General features: G+C 70.8%; 15 protein-coding genes, 1 tRNA gene and 1 pseudogene. 12 read left to right on the top strand and 5 right to left on the bottom strand.

All coding sequences use genetic code 11. From position 1 onward, the window contains the following. Nucleotides 1-1,865: pseudogene (locus ABZ624_RS34745) on the bottom strand (hypothetical protein); the annotation flags it as partial. A gap of 10 nt (nucleotides 1,866-1,875) precedes the next feature. Next, the gene (locus ABZ624_RS34740; RefSeq protein ID WP_360098228.1) at nucleotides 1,876-2,916 is read right to left on the bottom strand and encodes an SMI1/KNR4 family protein; all 1,041 of its coding nucleotides are present in this window, start codon (nucleotides 2,914-2,916) and stop codon (nucleotides 1,876-1,878) included. Between the two features lie 274 nt (nucleotides 2,917-3,190). On the opposite strand from ABZ624_RS34740, the gene ABZ624_RS34735 reads away from it, so the two are divergent. Both ABZ624_RS34735 and ABZ624_RS34730 read left to right on the top strand, forming a co-directional pair. Continuing rightward, entirely contained in the window at nucleotides 3,191-3,706 is a 516-nt protein-coding gene (locus tag ABZ624_RS34735; RefSeq protein ID WP_360098226.1) for a YwqJ-related putative deaminase, read from the top strand. A 140-nt stretch (nucleotides 3,707-3,846) separates the two neighbouring features. Next, on the top strand, nucleotides 3,847-4,380 hold the full coding sequence (locus tag ABZ624_RS34730; RefSeq protein ID WP_360098224.1) for an SUKH-3 domain-containing protein: 534 nt from the start codon (nucleotides 3,847-3,849) through the stop codon (nucleotides 4,378-4,380). 10 nt (nucleotides 4,381-4,390) lie between these two features. Here ABZ624_RS34730 and ABZ624_RS34725 read toward each other — a convergent pair whose 3' ends face one another. After that, on the bottom strand, nucleotides 4,391-5,689 hold the full coding sequence (locus ABZ624_RS34725) for a histidine kinase (protein WP_360098222.1): 1,299 nt from the start codon (nucleotides 5,687-5,689) through the stop codon (nucleotides 4,391-4,393). A gap of 166 nt (nucleotides 5,690-5,855) precedes the next feature. On the opposite strand from ABZ624_RS34725, the gene ABZ624_RS34720 reads away from it, so the two are divergent. From ABZ624_RS34720 to ABZ624_RS34685, 8 genes are all read left to right on the top strand, one after another. Beyond that, nucleotides 5,856-6,728 (top strand): hypothetical protein, encoded by an 873-nt coding sequence (locus ABZ624_RS34720; protein WP_360098220.1) that lies wholly within the window; start codon nucleotides 5,856-5,858, stop codon nucleotides 6,726-6,728. A 6-nt stretch (nucleotides 6,729-6,734) separates the two neighbouring features. Beyond that, a tRNA-Gln gene (locus ABZ624_RS34715) sits at nucleotides 6,735-6,808 on the top strand. Between the two features lie 131 nt (nucleotides 6,809-6,939). After that, the gene (gene glmU, locus ABZ624_RS34710; protein WP_360098218.1) at nucleotides 6,940-8,388 is read left to right on the top strand and encodes a bifunctional UDP-N-acetylglucosamine diphosphorylase/glucosamine-1-phosphate N-acetyltransferase GlmU; all 1,449 of its coding nucleotides are present in this window, start codon (nucleotides 6,940-6,942) and stop codon (nucleotides 8,386-8,388) included. Between the two features lie 154 nt (nucleotides 8,389-8,542). Beyond that, nucleotides 8,543-9,523 (top strand): ribose-phosphate diphosphokinase, encoded by a 981-nt coding sequence (locus ABZ624_RS34705; protein ID WP_360098216.1) that lies wholly within the window; start codon nucleotides 8,543-8,545, stop codon nucleotides 9,521-9,523. 209 nt (nucleotides 9,524-9,732) lie between these two features. Next, on the top strand, nucleotides 9,733-10,326 hold the full coding sequence (locus ABZ624_RS34700; RefSeq protein ID WP_360098214.1) for a 50S ribosomal protein L25/general stress protein Ctc: 594 nt from the start codon (nucleotides 9,733-9,735) through the stop codon (nucleotides 10,324-10,326). Between the two features lie 75 nt (nucleotides 10,327-10,401). Further along, entirely contained in the window at nucleotides 10,402-11,007 is a 606-nt protein-coding gene (gene pth / locus ABZ624_RS34695) for an aminoacyl-tRNA hydrolase (RefSeq protein ID WP_360098212.1), read from the top strand. 98 nt (nucleotides 11,008-11,105) lie between these two features. After that, entirely contained in the window at nucleotides 11,106-11,609 is a 504-nt protein-coding gene (locus ABZ624_RS34690; RefSeq protein WP_360098210.1) for a hypothetical protein, read from the top strand. 133 nt (nucleotides 11,610-11,742) lie between these two features. Beyond that, nucleotides 11,743-12,432, top strand: coding sequence for a hypothetical protein (locus ABZ624_RS34685; RefSeq protein WP_360098208.1), 690 nt, complete (start codon nucleotides 11,743-11,745; stop codon nucleotides 12,430-12,432). Nucleotides 12,433-12,502: 70 nt separating this feature from the next. Here ABZ624_RS34685 and ppc read toward each other — a convergent pair whose 3' ends face one another. After that, complete coding sequence (gene ppc, locus ABZ624_RS34680; RefSeq protein WP_360098206.1) at nucleotides 12,503-15,247, bottom strand: phosphoenolpyruvate carboxylase; 2,745 nt, start codon at nucleotides 15,245-15,247, stop codon at nucleotides 12,503-12,505. Nucleotides 15,248-15,546: 299 nt separating this feature from the next. Between ppc and ABZ624_RS34675 the strand changes: the two genes are divergently transcribed. Together ABZ624_RS34675 and ABZ624_RS34670 are read left to right on the top strand one after the other, a co-directional pair. Beyond that, nucleotides 15,547-16,554, top strand: a complete 1,008-nt coding sequence (locus ABZ624_RS34675; protein ID WP_360098204.1) for a fatty acid desaturase — start codon at nucleotides 15,547-15,549, stop codon at nucleotides 16,552-16,554. Next, complete coding sequence (locus tag ABZ624_RS34670; protein ID WP_360098202.1) at nucleotides 16,551-17,228, top strand: TetR/AcrR family transcriptional regulator; 678 nt, start codon at nucleotides 16,551-16,553, stop codon at nucleotides 17,226-17,228. The genes ABZ624_RS34675 and ABZ624_RS34670 overlap by 4 nt, the downstream gene beginning before the upstream one ends. A gap of 599 nt (nucleotides 17,229-17,827) precedes the next feature. Here ABZ624_RS34670 and ABZ624_RS34665 read toward each other — a convergent pair. Then, nucleotides 17,828-18,640 (bottom strand): trans-aconitate 2-methyltransferase, encoded by an 813-nt coding sequence (locus tag ABZ624_RS34665; protein WP_360098200.1) that lies wholly within the window; start codon nucleotides 18,638-18,640, stop codon nucleotides 17,828-17,830. Nucleotides 18,641-18,686: the final 46 nt, after the last annotated feature.

Raw genomic sequence — 18,686 nt, 5'->3', positions numbered from 1 at the left:
CCAGGGGCACCGGGCGCGCCGGGACCCGCGGGAGCGCCCGGGGGTTGTGGCGCGCCAGGCGCGGGCGGCATACCCGGGGCGCCCGGCGCCGCAGGAGCGCCGGGCGGATTCGGCATGCCCGGAGCGCCAGGACCACCCTGCGCGCCCGGCGCACCCGGAACACCCGGGGCACCCGGCGGCTGCGGCGCACCCCCGCCCAACTGGCTGGGGTCGGCCAGCATCGTGGCCGCATGGTGCACATTGCCCGGAGGGGCGGCAGGCGGATTGGGGGCGCCCGGAGCATTCGGCGCGCCCGGCACCTGCGCCCCTTCCGCACCACCTGGCCCCTCCGGCCCGAGCGACGACATCAGCTGCGTCGGCACATAGGCACCGGCAGGCGCACCCGGCGCGGGCGGCGTCGCCGCACCCCCCGGGCGCGCGCCCGGCGTGCCCGGAGCGCCCGGCGGCGGAGGCGGCGCGCCCACTCCACCGCGCGCCTTCTTCGGCGGCGGCGCGGCCTTGCTCGTCGCTGCATCCGCGATGTCCCCGGCGTTCGGCGCGAGATGCCGCGCGGACGCACCGGCGTCGGCCGGAGGCTGCGGCGCGCCCGCCGCACCACCCGGCGCCTGCGGATAGCCGTAACCAGGAGCAGCCTGCGGGGCGCCGGGACCCTGCGGATAGCCGTACGTCGGGGCGCCCGGCGGCGGTGGCGGCGTGTGCCCCTGCGGAACACCCGGCGCACCAGGAGCGGCAGGGGGTGGGAACGGCATCCCGGGCGCCGGCGGGTACGCGGGCACGCCCGGCGCAGGCGTGCCGGGAACCGCCGGCGGCTGCGGGTGGCCGTACGGCGGTGTACCGGGCAGCGGCGGGGGCGTACTGCCCTGCGGAACACCCGGCGCACCGGGAGCGACAGGCGCCCCGCCCGCACCACCCGGGGCGGACGGGCCACCCTGAGCGCCCGGCGGGAAGCCCTGCCCACCCGGCGCGTCCGAAGGACCGAGCGCCGGAGCGACCGCCGTCGGCGGCAGCTGGCTGCCCCCCGACATGAGCGCCGTCTTCGCATCCGGTGTGCTCACCGGCGGCCTTGGCGCCTCCTCCGCGGCGCTCAACGGCGGCGCGAACACCGTCGCGGGCAACGGCACCGAACGGTCGTCCTCACCGGAGCCCCCGTTCGTGTCGGTACCGGCCCAGGGCGTGGCCCCCGCCGGCACATCCGCGGAAGGCACAGCGTGCGGAGCAGGCGCCCCGGGCACACCGGACGCGCCCGGCGCACCCGGCCCGCCCTGCGCCCCACCAGGCTCCCCGGACACCCCGGCAGCCCCCGCCGGCACCCCGCCCCGCGTCTCCGCCGGCCCCGCCCCACCGGACGAAGCCCCGCCACCGGCACCGGCACCGGCACCGGACGCCTCCGCACCGCCACCGGCGCCGGAACCCGCGCCAGAAGCACCGGACCCCACGCCCGAAGCCCCGACACCCGCACCGGTACCGGCCTCAGCGCGGCGATCCCCGAGACCCAGCTTGTCCGCCGCCTCCTGCAGCCACTCCGGAGGAGTCAGCAGGAACGACGTCTGATTGAGATCCACCCGCGCGGCCGCCGGCGCCGGAACCGCGTCCTGCGGCCCATCGGCACGGCCGTACTCCTCCTCGTACCGGCGGATCACCTCACCCACCGGCAACGCCGGCCACAGCGTCGCCTCACCGCTGTCCCGGGCGATCACCAGCCGCTGCGCACCCGCATCCGACCGCGGACCCTCCGCCCGGTCCTCACCCCACACCACGAAACCCAGCTCGAACTCCCGCACCCGCACCTCACGATGCTGGTACGCGGGCACGTCACCGTTGATCCACTCCTCGGCGCGCTCCTGCGCCTGTGCATAGGTCACCATCGCCTGAAACTCACTCCCCCACCGAGCCGGACGACGCCGCACCGGAAGACACCGGAACGACATGGGCGAAACCGCCGTCGACCATCAGATTCGCCACCGTCTCCAACTCCGGCGGACTCCCCGCCAACCGCGACAGGAAGGCGTCGAAATCCTCACCGCACGGCAGCAGCAGACGCTCCACCCGCTCCGCCGGCGACCACGACGGATCCACGTCACGCACGTCGTCGTACGCGCAGAACCACACCGAACCGGGCCGCTCGCCCTTCACCTTCACCGCGAGCAACCCGCCCTGCACGAACGACACCCCGAGATAGTCCTTCGTCAGATGGTCACGCAGGCACTTGTTCACGTACACCAGGTCGTTGACCGCCGCCTCGTCCCGCACCGTGAAGAACGGCTGGTCCAGCAGCAGACCCAACTCGGCGTCCAGCGCCGTACCCACCGGCGCACATCCGCCCGCCGCCTTCAGGAACGAACGGTACGCGCCCGGAAGCCGGTACCCCAGGTCCTCCTCGACGCCCTGCACCTGCGCCTCCGACACCGCCACACCCGACTTCGGCAGCCCGAAATGCGCCGGCCGCGTCTCCTGCAACGGCCGCGTCCCCCGCTTGCCATGGTCCACCGCCGCCGTCGCCACCCCACCGTGGTGCCGCAGCAACGCCTTCACCTCGACCGGAATCAGCTCCAGCCGCCGCGTACCCGCCACGTGGTGCCACGTCCAGCCGTGCGGCGTCGCCACATCCGGCACCGTGTCCCACAACTCGTGCCGCTCCGCCGCCAGCGCCGCGTTCGCCGACACATAGTCCGTCAGCCGCAACTCGTCGACACCGAAACCCTCCGGCGGCTCGGCAATCTCCACCGCCACGCGCGCGTACGGAGAGAAATCCGGGTGACCACGCTCATCGACCCGTACCCCTCTCGGGTGACGCGCCGCCCGCACCGGATCCGGGAAATGCACCACCTGCCCGGCGTAGGCCGCGTTCGGCGGCACGGCTTGTCCCCCGGCCTGGCCGCTGGGCGGTGTACCCAGCCCGAGCCGACCTGTCGTCATGGCGGTAGCCCCCTGCGGCGTTCTCTCTGGCCTCAATCGGCGGTGTCGATCGCGAACGGCGACAGCCTATGCGGTACACGAACCCCGGTCACCGGCCCACCGCACCCCCGGGGAAACCAGCCCTCCGCTTCCGTGACCAGCCGTCACCCCACCGTGACCACCCTCCCCCGGCCCGGGCGTGTCGCGCCGCCCCAGCTTCCGCACCCGCCACGGCATTTGGCACCCTGTGTCCTTCGGGGGAAGCCGGGGAACACCCGGGGAGGGGAAAACGAACATGAACACCTTGCGCACCGGAGGTAAGGACGTGCGGGCCGGTGACCCACGCATCGACTGGAGCGGCACCGACACACCTCCCGCCCCCGCCCTCCGCCACCGCCGCGACGGCATCCTGCCCACCGTCGCCGCCGCCCTCTCCGTCCGCGGCGCCACCCTCACCGGCACCGCCGCCCGCAGCGACCAGCCACCCGCCCTGCACCCCCTCGTCCAGGACTTCCTCGACACCCTCACCAGCAGCGAACGCGACCGCTTCACCGGCCGCTGCGCCGAGACCATCCTCATCTCCCGGCACCTCACCGCCGCCGACGCCGCCCGCAGCAAACGCGCCGCCCGCAGAACCATGTCCAACAGCGAAGCGCGCAAAGCACTCAAACACGCCAAACTCACCGCCCGCCGCATACGCGAGGACGGCGACCCCCTCCACGGCAGCTTCGCCGCCCCCTGCCGCGCCTGCACCGCCCTCAGCGCCCACTTCGGCGTCCGCATCGTCGACCCCACGGCAACCGACGGCTGACCACCACCGGCAATCCCGGCACCACCGCCCCACACCGCCCCACACCGCCGGCACGACGAACCACACACGACGACGCACAACGCACGACGCACGACGCACGACGCACGAGACGAACGACGCACGAGACGAACGAAGGGCAGATGCACCCCGAACACGCCACCACCCCCAAGCCCGCCACCCGCCACGAGCACGGCACCACCCCGGCCCGCTTCCCCGTACTCGTCGACGCCGCCCTGCGCGCCGCCGGCTGGCAACCCGGCCGCTGGGACATAAAACAGGCCGAAATCTGGGCCGACGCCCTCCGTGACCACACCTCACCCGCCGGACACCGGCACACCGTCTTCCCCGCCGCCGTCGAAGCCTGGGCCGAATTCGGCGGCCTCCACATCACCCCCCACGGCCCCGGCCGCCAGATCGCCCCCGCCACCCTCCACCTCGACCCCCTCCACGGCCTCCACCACGCCCGCACCCTCGGCGACCTCGGCCGCGCCCTCGGCACCGAACTCTGCCCCCTCGGCGAAGAAACCGACACCGCCGCCACCCTCGCCATCGACACCGAAGGCCGCGTCTACGCCCTCGACCACACCGGCGACTGGTACGTCGGACCCGACATCGACCACGCCCTCGCCACCCTCATCACCGGCATCGAACCGGTACGCCTCACCGCCGGCTGAGACACCGCACTCACACCGCCGGAATCACCGCCGACACCCGGAAACCCCCCGCATCCGTCGGCCCCGACACAAACACCCCACCCAGCGCCACGACCCGCTCCCGCATCCCCACCAGACCGTTCCCACCCGACGGCAACCCCGCCGCCGACGCCGACCCCGGCTCCGGCGGCGGCCCGTTCTCCACCTGCATCGCGATCTCCGACACCCGATGCGCCAGCCGCACATGCGTCTTCGCACCCGCCGCATGCTTGTGGACGTTCGTCAACGCCTCCTGCACCACCCGGAACGCCGTCTGCTCGATCTCCGCCGCATACGACCGCACCTCCCCCTCCACCGACAGATCCACAACCATCCCCGCCGCCGCCGACTGCCCGATCAACTCCTCCAGCTCCGACAGACACGGCCCGTCCTCCACCACCGCACGAGAAGCCGCAGCCGCAGCCGCCTCCCCCACCCCCGCCAACGGCACCCCCCGCGCACGCCGGCCCACAGCCTCCCCCGCCCGCAGCACCCCGAGCATCTCCCGCAACTCGGTCAGCGCCTGCCGGCCCATGTCCCCCACCAGCGCCGCGTTCTTCACGGCCTTCTCCGGATCCTTCCGCGCCACCGCCTGAAGCGCCGCCGCATGCACGACCATGAGGCTCACCCGGTGAGCCACCACGTCATGCATCTCCCGCGCGATCCGCGTCCGCTCCTCGTTACGCGCCCACTCGGCCCGCTCCTCCGCCCGCTCCGCGAGCAACTGAAGCTCCCGCTCCAAACTGTCCGCCCGCTCCCGCAAGCTCTCCATCAACCGCCGCCGGGCCCCCACATACAACCCCAGCAGCAGCGGCGGAGCCGTCAGCCCCAACGCCGTCGTCACCGCCGCGAACGGCACGAACCAGTCACCCAGCGTCAGGTCCCCCCGCGCCATGTCCTGCCGCACCCGCACGAACGTCACGACCGCCGTCCCCACCAGCGACATCCCCGCCAGCGCACCGATGACCCGCCGCGGCAGCTCACACGCGGCGAGCGTGTACAGGCCGACGACGCCCAGCAGAAACCCCATCTGCGCGGGCGTGATCGCGATGGCGACCAGAACGACGGCGATCGGCCACTTCCGCCGCACGAGCAGCACAGAACCGGCGATCAGACCGAAAACGATCCCCACCGACACCGGAATCCCGGCATCCCTGGCAAACGGGATCCCCTCCGCAGCGCACTCCACGGCCGACACCAGCGCGAGACTCCCGTCGAGCACCGCACTGCGCCACCTGGCCCACCACCAAGGCCCGGTCAGGGCCCTGTCCTCTTCCCCCGTCGTGGTCATACCTCCAGCCTACGGGCGGCAGCCAGGCCTTTTCCGGTGACTTTCCCCTACCGCCACACACCACACTCCGTAACCGGACGACCTCGAAACCCACCGGTATCCCTCGAACTGGTGAACACTCCCCGTTCGACCCCGGAACGCCTCATTCCGGCCGGACGGTATGCGTATGACACATGCACCTGGCAAGTACGCCGACTTCGAGGGCCTGCGGGACCGGGCGGTCGCCCTGCGGCGGGCCGGCTACAGCCTCCGGCAGATCCGGGACGAGCTGAAGATCTTCGACAACGACATCCTCAACCAGCTGGTGAAGGGGGAGCCGCCGCCGGAGTGGACGAAGCGGCCGAACGCGAAGGACGACCTGCGGGAGAGGGCACGGGAGCTACGGCTCCAGGGCTGGACATACAACGAGATCCAGACGGAACTCGGCTGCTCCAAGAGCTCCGTCTCACTGTGGGTGCGTGATCTGCCACATCCCGAGCCCAAGTGCACTCCCGAGGAGCAGCGGGCGCGCATGAACGCAGGGCTGGCAAAACTGCGAGCGTCGCAGGACCGCGAGCGGACAGCCACCAAGCAGGCAGCGGCAGCAGCGATCGGGGACCTGTCGGACAGGGAGCTCTTCATCACGGGCGTCGCCCTGTACTGGGCCGAAGGAACGAAGGACAAACCACACGCCCGCCGCGAGAGCGTGGAGTTCGTCAACAGCGATCCAGGGATGATCTCCGTCTTCCTTGCCTGGCTGGACCTGCTGGACGTGGCACGTGATCGCCTGCACTGCCGGGTCATGATCCATGAGTCCGCAGACATCGATGCCGCAGAGCGCTACTGGGCCGACGTCGTCGGCATTGACAAGGCGCTCCTGGGCAAGACCGTACTCAAGAAACAGAACCCCACGACCGTGCGCAAGAACACCGGAAGCACCTACCGAGGGTGCCTCGGCATCAAAGTACGCCAGGGAGCCGATCTGTACCGTCGCATCGAAGGCGCCTGGTACGGCATAGTAGGGGCTGTGTCCGAGACTGATCTAGGAAATCGGACATAAGGGTAATCCCGGGTCGTCTAAGGGCAAGACGGTGGTTTTTGGTACCACTTATAGGGGTTCGAATCCTCTCCCGGGAGCCACAGCACACAAAACCCAGGTTCGGGTCCTGACCGGCGAACGCCCCGTCAGGGCCCGCTCTCATGTCCGCCAAGAAACACCCCGGTATCCTGCGGCTGTCATCCCCACTCACCCACAGCCGAAGGGCAACCCCGTGAGCGCCATTCGCCCGGCAGCCGTCGTCGTTCTCGCAGCGGGTGAGGGCACCCGTATGAAGTCGGCCACACCGAAGGTCCTGCACGAGATCTGCGGCCGTTCCCTCGTGGGCCATGTGCTGGCCGCCGCCCGTGAGTTGGACCCGCAGAATCTCGTGGTCGTCGTGGGGCATGCCCGTGAGCAGGTCACCGCGCACCTGGACCGGATCGACCCGGCGGCCAGGACCGCCGTACAGGCGGAGCAGAACGGGACCGGGCATGCCGTGCGCATGGGGCTGGAGGAGTTGGGCGGGGCCGTCGACGGGACCGTCGTGGTCGTCTGCGGGGACACGCCCCTCCTCACCGCCGACACCCTCAAGCAGCTCGCCGAGACCCACCACGCCGACGGCAACGCGGTGACCGTGCTGACGGCGGAGGTGCCGGACGCCACCGGGTACGGCCGGATCGTGCGGGACGACGCGACCGGTGCCGTGACGGCCATCGTGGAGCACAAGGACGCCACCGACGTCCAGCGAGCGATCCGGGAGATCAACAGCGGGGTGTTCGCGTTCGACGGGCCGTTGCTGGCGGACGCGCTGAAGAAGGTACGGACGGACAACAGCCAGGGTGAGGAGTACCTGACCGACGTGCTCGGCATCCTGCGCGCGGCCGGGCATCGTGTCGGTGCTTCCGTGGCGGCCGATCACCGGGAGATCGCCGGGATCAACAACCGGGTGCAGCTGGCCGAGGCGCGCCGGATTCTCAACGACCGGTTGCTGACCGCCGCGATGCTGGCGGGGGTCACCGTCGTCGATCCTGCGTCCACCTGGGTCGACGTGACCGTGTCCTTCGAGCGGGACGCCGTCGTGCACCCGGGCACACAGCTCCTCGGCTCCACGCACCTCGGTGAGGGTGCCGAGGTGGGTCCGAACAGCCGGCTGACGGACACGAGGGTCGGTGCGGGGGCGCGGGTGGACAACACCGTGTCGGACGGGGCTGTCGTGGGGGCGGAGGCGAGTGTGGGGCCGTACGCGTATCTCCGTCCCGGCACGCGCCTCGGGGCCAAGGGCAAGATCGGGACCTACGTCGAGACGAAGAACGCCCGGATCGGTGAGGGCACCAAGGTGCCGCATCTGTCGTATGTGGGTGACGCGACGATCGGTGAGTACACGAACATCGGCGCGGCGAGTGTGTTCGTGAACTACGACGGTGAGAGCAAGCACCACACGACCGTCGGGTCGCACTGCAAGACGGGTTCGGACAACATGTTTGTGGCTCCTGTCACGGTCGGGGACGGTGCTTACACCGCCGCCGGGTCCGTGATCACGAAGGATGTGCCGCCCGGTTCGCTGGCTGTGGCCCGCGGTCAGCAGCGGAATATCGAGGGCTGGGTGGCTCGGAAGCGTCCGGGGAGCGCGGCGGCGAAGGCGGCCGAGGCGGCGTCCCGGAGGGGCGAGAACGAGGACTGACCGGAATCGGGTGCGCCGAAGTCGGCGTACCGTGATAAGTGCACATCCGCACGCGTGCACCCGCACCCCTACCAGCTGGTTCGGCCTCTCATGCCCAGACGGGAGGTCGCAGACGCAGCCGGCTGGCTGAGACAACCTCTGAGGAGACTGTGCTGTGACCGGGATCAAGACGACCGGCGAGAAGAAGTTGATGTTCTTCTCCGGCCGCGCCCACCCCGAGCTTGCCGAGGAGGTCGCCCAGCAGTTGGGTGTCGGGGTCGTCCCGACGAAGGCCTTCGACTTCGCGAACGGTGAGATCTACGTCCGTTACCAGGAGTCGGCGCGTGGTGCGGACTGCTTTGTGATCCAGAGCCACACGGCTCCGATCAACCAGTGGATCATGGAGCAGCTGATCATGATCGACGCGCTGAAGCGTGCGTCGGCCCGCTCCATCACGGTGATCGTGCCGTTCTACGGTTACGCGCGGCAGGACAAGAAGCACCGGGGTCGTGAACCGATTTCGGCGCGTCTGATCGCGGATCTGATGAAGACTGCGGGGGCGGACCGCCTCCTGACGGTCGATCTGCACACCGACCAGATCCAGGGTTTCTTCGACGGGCCGGTGGATCATCTGTTCGCGCTGCCGCTGCTCGCCGATTACGTGGGCCAGAAGGTGGACCGGAACAAGCTGACGGTCGTGTCGCCGGACGCGGGTCGGGTGCGGGTGGCGGACCGGTGGTGTGACCGGCTCGGTGCGCCGCTGGCGATCGTGCACAAGCGGCGTGACAAGGACGTGGCGAACCAGGTGACGGTCCACGAGGTCGTGGGCGAGGTCAAGGGCCGGGTGTGTGTGCTCGTCGACGACATGATCGACACGGGTGGCACGATCTGTGCGGCTGCTGATGCGCTGTTCGCGCATGGTGCCGAGGATGTCATCGTGACGGCGACGCACGGTGTGCTGTCGGGTCCGGCCGCGGACCGGCTGAAGAACTCGCGGGTGAGTGAGTTCGTGTTCACGAACACGCTGCCGACGCCGGCGGAGCTGGGCCGGGATCTGGACAAGATCACGGTGCTGTCGATCGCTCCGACGATTGCGAGTGCGGTGCGTGAGGTGTTCGAGGACGGGTCGGTGACCAGCCTCTTCGACGAGCAGTGAGGTTTCTGCACGTCCGTCGCCGGCGCTAGCCGTTGATCCTTTTGGGTGTGGCCTCCCCCTCCGAGTAGACTGCTGCAGTTGCTCGGCGAGGGAGGCCGTACTCGTTCTTCGGGACGGGGCCGGCGGTCCGTTATCGACGCGCTCTTCGTAGCAGGCCGTTCGTGGCCGGGTGACCACGTCCGTTCCGAGTTCTACGAGGAGTGATCCACATGTCCGAGGTGAAGCTCACCGCCGAGACCCGTACCGAGTTCGGCAAGGGTGCCGCCCGTCGCATCCGCCGTGACAACAAGGTTCCGGTTGTTCTGTACGGCCACGGTTCCGACCCGCTGCACCTGACCCTGCCGGGTCACGACCTGCAGCTGGCGCTGCGTACGCCGAACGTCCTGATCTCGCTGGACATCGACGGCAAGACCAACGAGCTGGCGATCCCGAAGGCCGTGCAGCGCGACCCGCTGAAGGGCTTCCTGGAGCACGTCGACCTGCAGCTGGTCAAGCGTGGCGAGAAGGTCACGGTCGAGATCTTCGTGCACACCGAGGGCGAGCTGGCGCCGGGTGGCAACCTGCTCGAGCACGTTCTGAACGCGCTGCCGGTCGAGACCGAGGCCACGCACATCCCCGAGTCGGTCACCGTCTCCGTCGAGGGCCTGGAGGCCGGCGCCTCCATCCTCGCCAAGGACATCCCGCTGCCGTCCGGCACCACGCTGGCCGTCGAGGAGGACACGGTCGTCCTGCAGGTCCTGGCCGCGCAGGCCGAGGAGACCGAGGGCGAGGCCGCCGGCGGCGAGGAGGCGGCCGAGGCCTGATCCTCGCCGTCGTCGTCAACTGTTCAGCCGCTGCTTCCCTCGCCGGGAGCAGCGGCTGGCGCATATCAAGGAGAGATGGACGTGACCACCCCCGCCAGTACTGATCCCTGGCTGATCGTCGGGCTCGGGAATCCCGGGCCGGAGTACGCCATGAACCGGCACAATGCCGGGTTCATGGTGGTGGACCTGCTCGCGGAGCGGATCGGGGGCAAGTTCAAGCGGGCGGGCAAGGCTCAGGCGCAGGTGCTGGAGGGGCGGATGGGTCCGGCGGGGCCGGCGAGCCGGCGGGTGATCCTGGCGAAGCCGACGTCGTACATGAATCTGTCCGGCGGTCCGGTGAACGCGTTGAGGGACTTCTACAAGGTGCCGGTGGCGAACGTCGTGGCGGTGCACGACGAGCTGGACATCGACTACGGGGTGCTGCGGCTGAAGCTGGGCGGCGGGGACAACGGGCACAACGGTCTGAAGTCGATGACGAAGGCGATGGGCCCGGACTATCACCGGGTGCGGTTCGGGATCGGGCGTCCGCCGGGTCGTATGCAGGTGGCGGACTTCGTGCTGAAGGACTTCTCGTCGGCGGAGCGCAAGGAGCTGGGCTACTTCGTGGACCGTGCGGCGGACTCGGTGGAGTGTCTGGTGGCGGAGGGGCTGGAGCGGGCGCAGAGCGCGTATAACTCGTGACGTGCGGCGCGTACAACTCGTGGCGTGCGGCGCGTACAACTCCTGACTTGTACGGCTTTGCCCCCGGGGCGAGTTGACCGGTCGTAGGGGGATGGCCAATGATCCCGGCCATGCCTGCCACTGCCACCACCGCTCGCCAGGCCTCCGTGACCGCGTTGCGGTTCGGGCGGGTCGCGGCGATGGGCGCGCTCACCGTGCTGATCCTTTTCTGTGGGGTGTGGGGTTCCTGGGGGACCGCGCAGCACGTGATGCTGACCAAGGGGCGGGAGGCCGGCACGGTGCGGGTGACGCGGTGTGCGGGGGACGTCTGTACGGGGCCGTTCACGCCGACGTCGCAGGGGGCGCGGGCACGCGCGCGGGTGGAGCTCGGGCAGTCGGTGGCGGTGCGCAGGGGGCGGACGTACGACGTGGTCCTGAAGCCGGGTACGGCGGACGCGGTGCGCTCGGGTCCGGCGGGGGTCCTGTATGCGTGGGTGCCGTTCGGCGGGGCGCTGCTGCTGGCGTCGGTGGTGGTGGCGGGCGGGATGCGGCTGAGCCGGGCCGGGTGGGTGCTGGCGGGGGCGGGGATCGCGCTGCTGACGGCTGCTTTCGTGACTCTCTGAGGGTTCGGGCGTTCTTCACGTCTGTGGGGGTGTTCGTTGCCGGTTCGTGCTTGACCGGCTGTCGGGCGTGGCCGGAAGCTGAGCCGCCCCCTCCACATCTTCCCCGTTCACCACTCGAAGATGGATCTGCCCCATGCGTACCCTCATCCGTGCCGGCGCGCTGAGCGCCGGCGCCGCGGCGGCGCTCGTGTGCGCCCCGGCCGCCTACGCCGGCGCCCCCGGTGACAACGGCACCGTCAAGATCCACGATGCCCGGACCGGCGCGGAGCTGCGCCGCAACGAGCCGCACGTGTGCACGTTCTATCTGGACGCCTTCGGCTTCGACGGTGGCCAGCGGGTCGACTGGCACATCGAGGCCTGGGCGCCGACGGCCGCCCCGAAGGGCCGGACCGTGAAGACCGGCGCGATCACGCTGGGCGCGGACGGCCACGGCCGTACGGACGGCCTGTCGCTGCCGGACGGGCACTACAAGCTGTTCTGGAACTTCGCGGGCGAGAAGGGCGCGGCCAAGCACAAGGTGTTCTGGACGGACTGCAAGGGCTCGGCGGGGAGTGGCGGGAAGCCGTCCGGCTCGGCGTCACCGTCGTCGCCTTCCTCTTCATCACCTTCCTCTTCGTCGTCCGGTACGGCCCCGAGTGCGTCCGCGTCCGGATCGCCCGCCGCCGCGGCTCCGTCCTCCTCCCCGTCCGCCCGGGGCGCCGGCGGCGGCCTCGCCGAGACCGGCAACGGCGCGCCGGTGGGTCTGCTGTCGGCCGCTGCCGCGGCGCTGGTCGGTGTGGGCGGCTGTCTCGTGGCCCGGCGCCGGAGGGTTCAGCGGGGCTGAGGGCTCCGTGACGCAGGGGTGCCCCCGGGGTCGTACGACCTCGGGGGCACCCCTGTGTGTGTCGTGGCCGTCAGCCGGTGTTGCGCAGGCCGGCCGCCACGCCGTTGACGGTGAGGAGCAGGGCGCGGGAGAGCAGCGGGTCGGGGTCGTTGCCCGCGGCTGCCGCGTCGCGCTGGCGCTTGAGCAGGGTGACCTGGAGGTAGGAGATCGGGTCCAGGTAGGCGTCGCGGATGGTGAAGGTCTGCTTGAGGACGGGCTGGGCGTCCAGCAGTTCCTGCTCACCCGTGATGCGCAGCACCTCGCGGACGGTCAGCTCGTGTTCGGCCCTGATGGTGTCGAAGACGTGCTTGAGCTCGTCGGGGACGAGGGTGTCGACGTAGTGCTGGGCGATCCTGAGGTCGGTCTTGGCGAGGGTCATCTCGACGTTGGAGATGAAGTTGCGGAAGAAGTGCCACTGCTGGTGCATCTCGTCGAGCACGGTGTCACCTTCGTGCCGCAGGCCCGCCTCGCGCAGTGCCTTCAGGCCGGAGCCGACGCCGAACCAGCCGGGGACGATCTGCCGGGACTGGGTCCAGCCGAACACCCAGGGGATGGCGCGCAAGCCGTCGAGACCGGCGCCTGAGTCGGGGCGCCGGGAGGGCCGGGAGCCGAGGTGGAGGTCGGCGAGCTGGTCGACGGGGGTGGAGGCGAAGAAGTACGCCGGGAGGTCGGGGTCCTCGACGAGCCTGCGATAGGCGGCGTGGGCGGCGTCCGAGACCACGTCCATCGCCGCGTCCCAGCGGGCCAGGGCCTCGTCGGACTGGCGGGGGGCGGTGTGCAGGGCGGAGGCCTGCAGGGTGGCCGCGACGGTCAGTTCCAGGTTCTCCCTGGCCAGGGACGGGATCAGGTACTTGTCGGAGATGACCTCGCCCTGTTCGGTGACCTTGATCTCGCCTTCCAGGGTGCCCCAGGGCTGGGCGAGGATCGCGTCGTGGGAGGGGCCGCCGCCGCGGCCGACGGTGCCGCCGCGGCCGTGGAAGAGGCGCAGGCGTACGCCGTAGCGGTGGGCGACGTCGCGCAGCCGGCGCTGGGCGCGGTGGATCTCCCACTGGCTGGTGGTGATGCCGCCGAACTTGGAGGAGTCGGAGTAGCCGAGCATGACCTCCTGGACGTCGCCGCGCAGTGCGACCAGGCGCCGGTAGGAGGGGTCGGAGAGCATGTCCTCCAGGATGGTGTCGGCGGCCTTGAGCTCGTCCGTGGTCTCCAGGAGGGGGACGATGCCGATCCTGGCCCAGCCGGCGTGCAGGTCGACCAGGCCGGCCTCGCGGGCGAGGACGGCGGCGGCGAACACGTCGTCGGCGCCCTGGCACATGGAGATGATGTAGGACTCGACGACCTCGGGGCCGAAGACCTGCAGGGCCTTCTTGACGGTTTCGAAGACGCCGAGGGTCTTGGCGCCGGCCGCGTCCACGGGGGCCGGGGTCGGGGCGAGCGGACGACGGGACCTGAGCTCCTTGGCGAGGAGCTTGGCGCGGTACTCGCGGGGCATGTCGGCGTAGCGCCAGGACTCCTCGCCGAGGCGGTCGAAGAGCTGGCCGAGGGCGTGGTGGTGGGCGTCGGCGTGTTCGCGTACGTCCATGGTGGCGAGCTGGAGGCCGAAGGCGGCGAGGGTGCGGATGGTGCGGGCCAGGCGGCCGTCGGCGAGGAGGCCGCCGCGGTGCTCGCGCAGGGAGGCCTGGATGATCCGCAGGTCGCTGAGCAGCTCGCCGGTGCCGAGGTAGTCGCGGCCCGCTTCGTGCGGGGTGCCCTTGGCGAGGCGCTGCTTCGTGTTCTCCAGCTTCTGCCGGATGCAGGTGGCCTTGAGCCGGTAGGGCTCCTCGGCGTTGAGGCGCTTGTAGCGGGGGCTGATCTCGGGCAGCAGGTCGAGGTCGGTCTTGAGGGACTGCAGGAGCTCTTCCGTGGCGCCGGTGTAGCGGATGGAGTTGGAGAGCAGTCCGCGCAGTTCGTCGATCATCTCCAGGGCGTCGTTGATGCCGTGTTCGTGCTGGAGGATGAGGACGTCCCAGGTGACCTGGGGGGTGACGTTGGGGTTTCCGTCGCGGTCGCCGCCGATCCAGGTGCCGAAGGTGAGCGGCCGGGTGTCGTCGGGCAGCCTGACGCCGACCCGCTCCAGCTCCGCCGTCAGGTCCTCCAGGACGTCGCCGACGGCGTCGGCGTGCAGTTCGTCGAGGTAGTAGATGGCGTTGCGGGCCTCGTCGGCGGGCTCGGGGCGGACGACGCGCAGCTCGTCGGTCTGCCACACCAGGTCGATGTTCTCGGCGAGGCGGACGTCGTGGCGGCGGCGGTCGGAGCCCTGGACGGGGCTGTCCAGGAGCGCGGCGATGCGCCGGAGCTTGTTGAGGACCGAGCGGCGCGCGGCCTCGGTGGGGTGGGCCGTGAAGACCGGGCGGACGTTCAGGTTGTGGACGGCCTGCCTGAGGTGTTCGGGGTCGGCGTCCTTGAGCCGGTCGGCGGTGCGGGCGAGGAGGCCGCCCTCGGCGGCGCGCCGGACGCGCAGTTCACGGCCGCGGTGGACCTGCTCGGTGACGTTGGCGAGGTGGAAGTAGGTGGAGAAGGCGCGCACCAGCTTGGCCGCGGTCTCCAGTTCGGTGCCGCGCAGCAGCTCGGCGGCGGCCTCGCCGTCCTCGCGGGTGAGGCGGCGGACCTTCTCGACCAGGTCGAGGAGCTCGGGTCCCTCCTGCCGGACGAGGGTCTCGCCCAGGAGATCACCCAGCCGGCGGATGTCGGCGCGCAGCTCGCTGCTGGTCGTGGTGGTCTGGTCGTCGGCACTGCTCACAGGTGCGGCTCCTTGCAGTGTTGAAGCTCGTCTGGGAGGGAACCCGGCCGGCTGCCGGGCGGCGTGCGCCGCATACGGGCCGGAGCGTCCGGGAAGGAAACGTCAGCGGACCGCGCTGTCCGACCGATTCCAAGGATAGGTGTCCATGGAGACGCGCAGGCCGTGGGGCTCTTGCCGCCGCACGACACGCTGCCATACTTACGAAGCCGTAGGTTACGGAACCGTAGGGAAGTAGCGTCGAGTCCCGTCCGGTCCCGGCCCGGCACCTGTCTCGACCCTCGACCCCACAGGGGACGCGCATGACCTCAAGTTCCGATGTGATCGAAGAAGCCCGTAAGGCCGACGACACTCCTCCCCCGTCCGCCACGCTGGGTGGCGAGCAGAAGCGTTCGATCGAGCAGATCACGCTGCTTTTGTTCATCACCGTGCCGTTCCTGGCACTCGTGGCGGCTGTGCCGCTGGCCTGGGGCTGGGGGGTGAGCTGGCTCGATCTGGGCCTGCTGGTGTTCTTCTACTTCCTGGGGTGCCACGGCATCACGATCGGTTTCCACCGGTACTTCACTCATGGTTCGTTCAAGGCGAAGCGGCCCCTGCGGATCGCGCTGGCGATCATGGGGTCGCTGGCGGTGGAGGGGCCCCTGGTGCGCTGGGTGGCCGATCACCGCAGGCACCACAAGTTCTCCGACGCCGAGGGCGACCCGCACTCTCCGTGGCGGTTCGGCGAGTCGGTTCCGGCGCTGGTCAAGGGCCTGTGGTGGGCCCACATCGGCTGGATGTTCGACGAGGAGCAGACCCCGCAGGAAAAGTACGCCCCGGATCTGATCAAGGACCCGGCGATGCGGGCGATCTCCCGCCAGTTCGTGCTGTGGACGGCCGTGTCCCTGGGGTTGCCGCCGCTGGTCGGTGGTCTGGCGACGATGTCCTGGTGGGGCGCGTTCACCGCGTTCTTCTGGGGTTCACTCGTCCGAGTGGCTCTGCTGCACCATGTGACGTGGTCGATCAACTCGATCTGTCACGCGGTGGGCAAGCGGCCGTTCAAGTCGCGGGACCGCTCGGGCAATGTGTGGTGGCTGGCCGTGCTGTCGTGCGGTGAGTCCTGGCACAACCTGCACCACGCCGACCCGACCTCGGCGCGGCACGGTGTGATGCGCGGCCAGATCGACTCCTCGGCCCGGTTCATCCGGATCTTCGAGCTGTTCGGCTGGGCGTACGACGTGCGCTGGCCGTCACGCTCGCGTATCGATTCGCGCCGGGACACCGGTCAGGACGGCTCCCGGCGCCGGAAGGAGACCGCGAAGGCGGCATGATTGACGCCGTGGCGACCGACTCCAGCAGCACCTCCAGCAACGACAAACCCCGGCGGGCCCGCCGGACCCGTATGACCGGTGCCGAGCGCCGCCAGCAGCTGCTGGAGATCGGTCGCACCCTCTTCGCGGCGAAGGGTTTCGAGGGCACCTCGGTGGAGGAGATCGCGGCGAAGGCCGGGGTGTCCAAGCCGGTGGTGTACGAGCACTTCGGCGGCAAGGAGGGCCTGTACGCGGTGGTGGTGGACCGCGAGATGCGGCGCCTGCTGGACATGGTGACCAGCTCGCTGACGGCCGGGCATCCCCGCGAGCTGTGCGAGCAGGCGGCGTTCGCGCTGCTGGACTACATCGAGGAGTACACGGACGGCTTCCGCATCCTGGTCCGGGACTCCCCCATCCCCCAGTCGACCGGTTCCTTCGCCTCGCTGATCTCCGACATCGCCACCCAGGTGGAGGACATCCTGGGCCGTGAGTTCAAGAGCCGCGGCTTCGATCCGAAGCTGGCGCCGCTGTACGCGCAGGCGCTGGTCGGCATGGTCGCGCTGACCGGGCAGTGGTGGCTGGACGTGCGCCGCCCGAAGAAGGCGGAGGTCGCGGCGCATCTGGTGAACCTGGCATGGCACGGCCTGGACGGGCTGGAGCCGAAGCCCCGCCTGATAGGCCACCGGAAGAACTGAGCGGCCCGCGCGCCGCGCCCCGGGGCCTGACGCGCACCGCGCGTGCGCCCTCCAGGGGCGCGGGCGCCCGGTCGGCACCCCGGGGCCGGCACCGTGCCCGCGGGCAACGCCGGCCGGGCACGAGGACGGCGTACACCGGCTCCGCTCCGTGCCGTCGCCCGCGCCGCACCCCGAGGTCGGCGGCGAGCAGCACGCCCGCGGCGGTCAGCAGCAGTGGCGGCCGGCCGGTGCAAGAGCTGTCCTGGAGCACCGGGTAGCGCGCTGGGCGTCGGCGCCGAGGGGGAGGTCGTAGGCCCACAGGGCAAGGTAGGCGCGACGGAGAACGAGGAAGGCGGGGTGGCGCAGCAGCCGCAGCGCCTCGGTGCGGACCAGGGCGGCGACGGCGTCCGGGCCCGCGCCGTGGTCCGCGCCGCGCCCCGCTCATCCGTCCGCCGAGGACGAGGCGCTGCACGGCCGGCCCAGCCCGCGGCGCTGCCGTCCGGCCCCGGGATCAGCTTCGGTATCTCGTTCATCCCGAGAACGCCGGTGTCATACGCCCGCAGCGCGTCCTGCGACCCGGGGGTCCGCCAGTTGTACATGATCGACGGCGACGAGCACGGTCAGGTCTCCTTGACGGCGACGGCGAACAGGCGGCGGAAGGGCAGGACCGTGCCGTACGGCGCGCTGGGGTAGGCCTGCCGCAGCAGATCGCGGTATTCGGCGACGAACGCGTCCCGCGCCTCGGGATCGTCGGCGAGCGCGGTCAGGGCGGGCCGCAGTCCGGTTCCCTTCACCCAGTCCAGGACCGGGTCCGCACCGGCGAGGACATGGAGGTAGGTCGTCTGCCACACGTCGGTCGCGCAGCCGAGGCGGGTGAGGCGGTCCAGATAGACGTCGGGGGCGTGCACGGAGTCGGTGTGGCGCAGCACGTCGGCGAGGCGGGACTTCCAGCGGGCACTGCCGGCGAGTTCGCGCATCAGGGCGTGCAGCGGGGCGTCGATGTTGTCGGGCACCTGGAAGGCGAGGGCGCCGCCGGGGCGCAGGCCGGCGATCCAGTCGGGGAAGCGCTCGGCGTGCCCCGGCACCCACTGGAGAGTGGCGTTGGAGACGATCAGGTCGTACGGCTCCCCGGGCGTCCAGGTACGGACGTCGGCGTGGGCGAAGTCCAGCCGGCCGCCGGCCGCGGTGGGGCCCTCGTGCTCGGTGTGGGCCGCGTCGAGCATCTCGGGGGAGTTGTCGTACCCGGTGACGTGGGCGGCGGGCCAGCGTTCGGTGAGCAGGACGGTGACGCTGCCCGGGCCGCAGCCGAGGTCGGCGATGCGGGGCTGCCCGGTGCGCGGGTCCGGGATCCGGGCGAGGAGGTCGGTGAAGGGGCGGGCCCGGTGACCGGCGTGGCGCAGGTACTGGCCGGGGTCCCAGATGGGGTTCGTCATGACTGTCACTTTCCCCGCCCATTTATCTCGATGTCAAGAGACTCGA

This window comes from Streptomyces sp. NPDC007205 (assembly GCF_040634095.1).
GTDB lineage: Bacteria > Actinomycetota > Actinomycetes > Streptomycetales > Streptomycetaceae > Streptomyces.
Note: the sequence above shows the minus strand (reverse complement) of the source record. Positions and strands in the feature narration are given on the sequence as shown.

Excerpts from the sequence above, each read along its gene's own strand:
- ABZ624_RS34740 (WP_360098228.1), bottom strand. The coding sequence starts at position 2,916 with ATGACGACAGGTCGGCTCGGGCTGGGTACACCGCCCAGCGGCCAGGCC.
- ABZ624_RS34735 (WP_360098226.1), top strand. The coding sequence starts at position 3,191 with ATGAACACCTTGCGCACCGGAGGTAAGGACGTGCGGGCCGGTGACCCA.
- ABZ624_RS34730 (WP_360098224.1), top strand. The coding sequence starts at position 3,847 with ATGCACCCCGAACACGCCACCACCCCCAAGCCCGCCACCCGCCACGAG.
- ABZ624_RS34725 (WP_360098222.1), bottom strand. The coding sequence starts at position 5,689 with ATGACCACGACGGGGGAAGAGGACAGGGCCCTGACCGGGCCTTGGTGG.
- ABZ624_RS34720 (WP_360098220.1), top strand. The coding sequence starts at position 5,856 with ATGACACATGCACCTGGCAAGTACGCCGACTTCGAGGGCCTGCGGGAC.
- ABZ624_RS34700 (WP_360098214.1), top strand. The coding sequence starts at position 9,733 with ATGTCCGAGGTGAAGCTCACCGCCGAGACCCGTACCGAGTTCGGCAAG.
- pth (WP_360098212.1), top strand. The coding sequence starts at position 10,402 with ATGGACGTGACCACCCCCGCCAGTACTGATCCCTGGCTGATCGTCGGG.
- ABZ624_RS34690 (WP_360098210.1), top strand. The coding sequence starts at position 11,106 with ATGATCCCGGCCATGCCTGCCACTGCCACCACCGCTCGCCAGGCCTCC.
- ABZ624_RS34685 (WP_360098208.1), top strand. The coding sequence starts at position 11,743 with ATGCGTACCCTCATCCGTGCCGGCGCGCTGAGCGCCGGCGCCGCGGCG.
- ABZ624_RS34675 (WP_360098204.1), top strand. The coding sequence starts at position 15,547 with ATGACCTCAAGTTCCGATGTGATCGAAGAAGCCCGTAAGGCCGACGAC.
- ABZ624_RS34670 (WP_360098202.1), top strand. The coding sequence starts at position 16,551 with ATGATTGACGCCGTGGCGACCGACTCCAGCAGCACCTCCAGCAACGAC.
- ABZ624_RS34665 (WP_360098200.1), bottom strand. The coding sequence starts at position 18,640 with ATGACGAACCCCATCTGGGACCCCGGCCAGTACCTGCGCCACGCCGGT.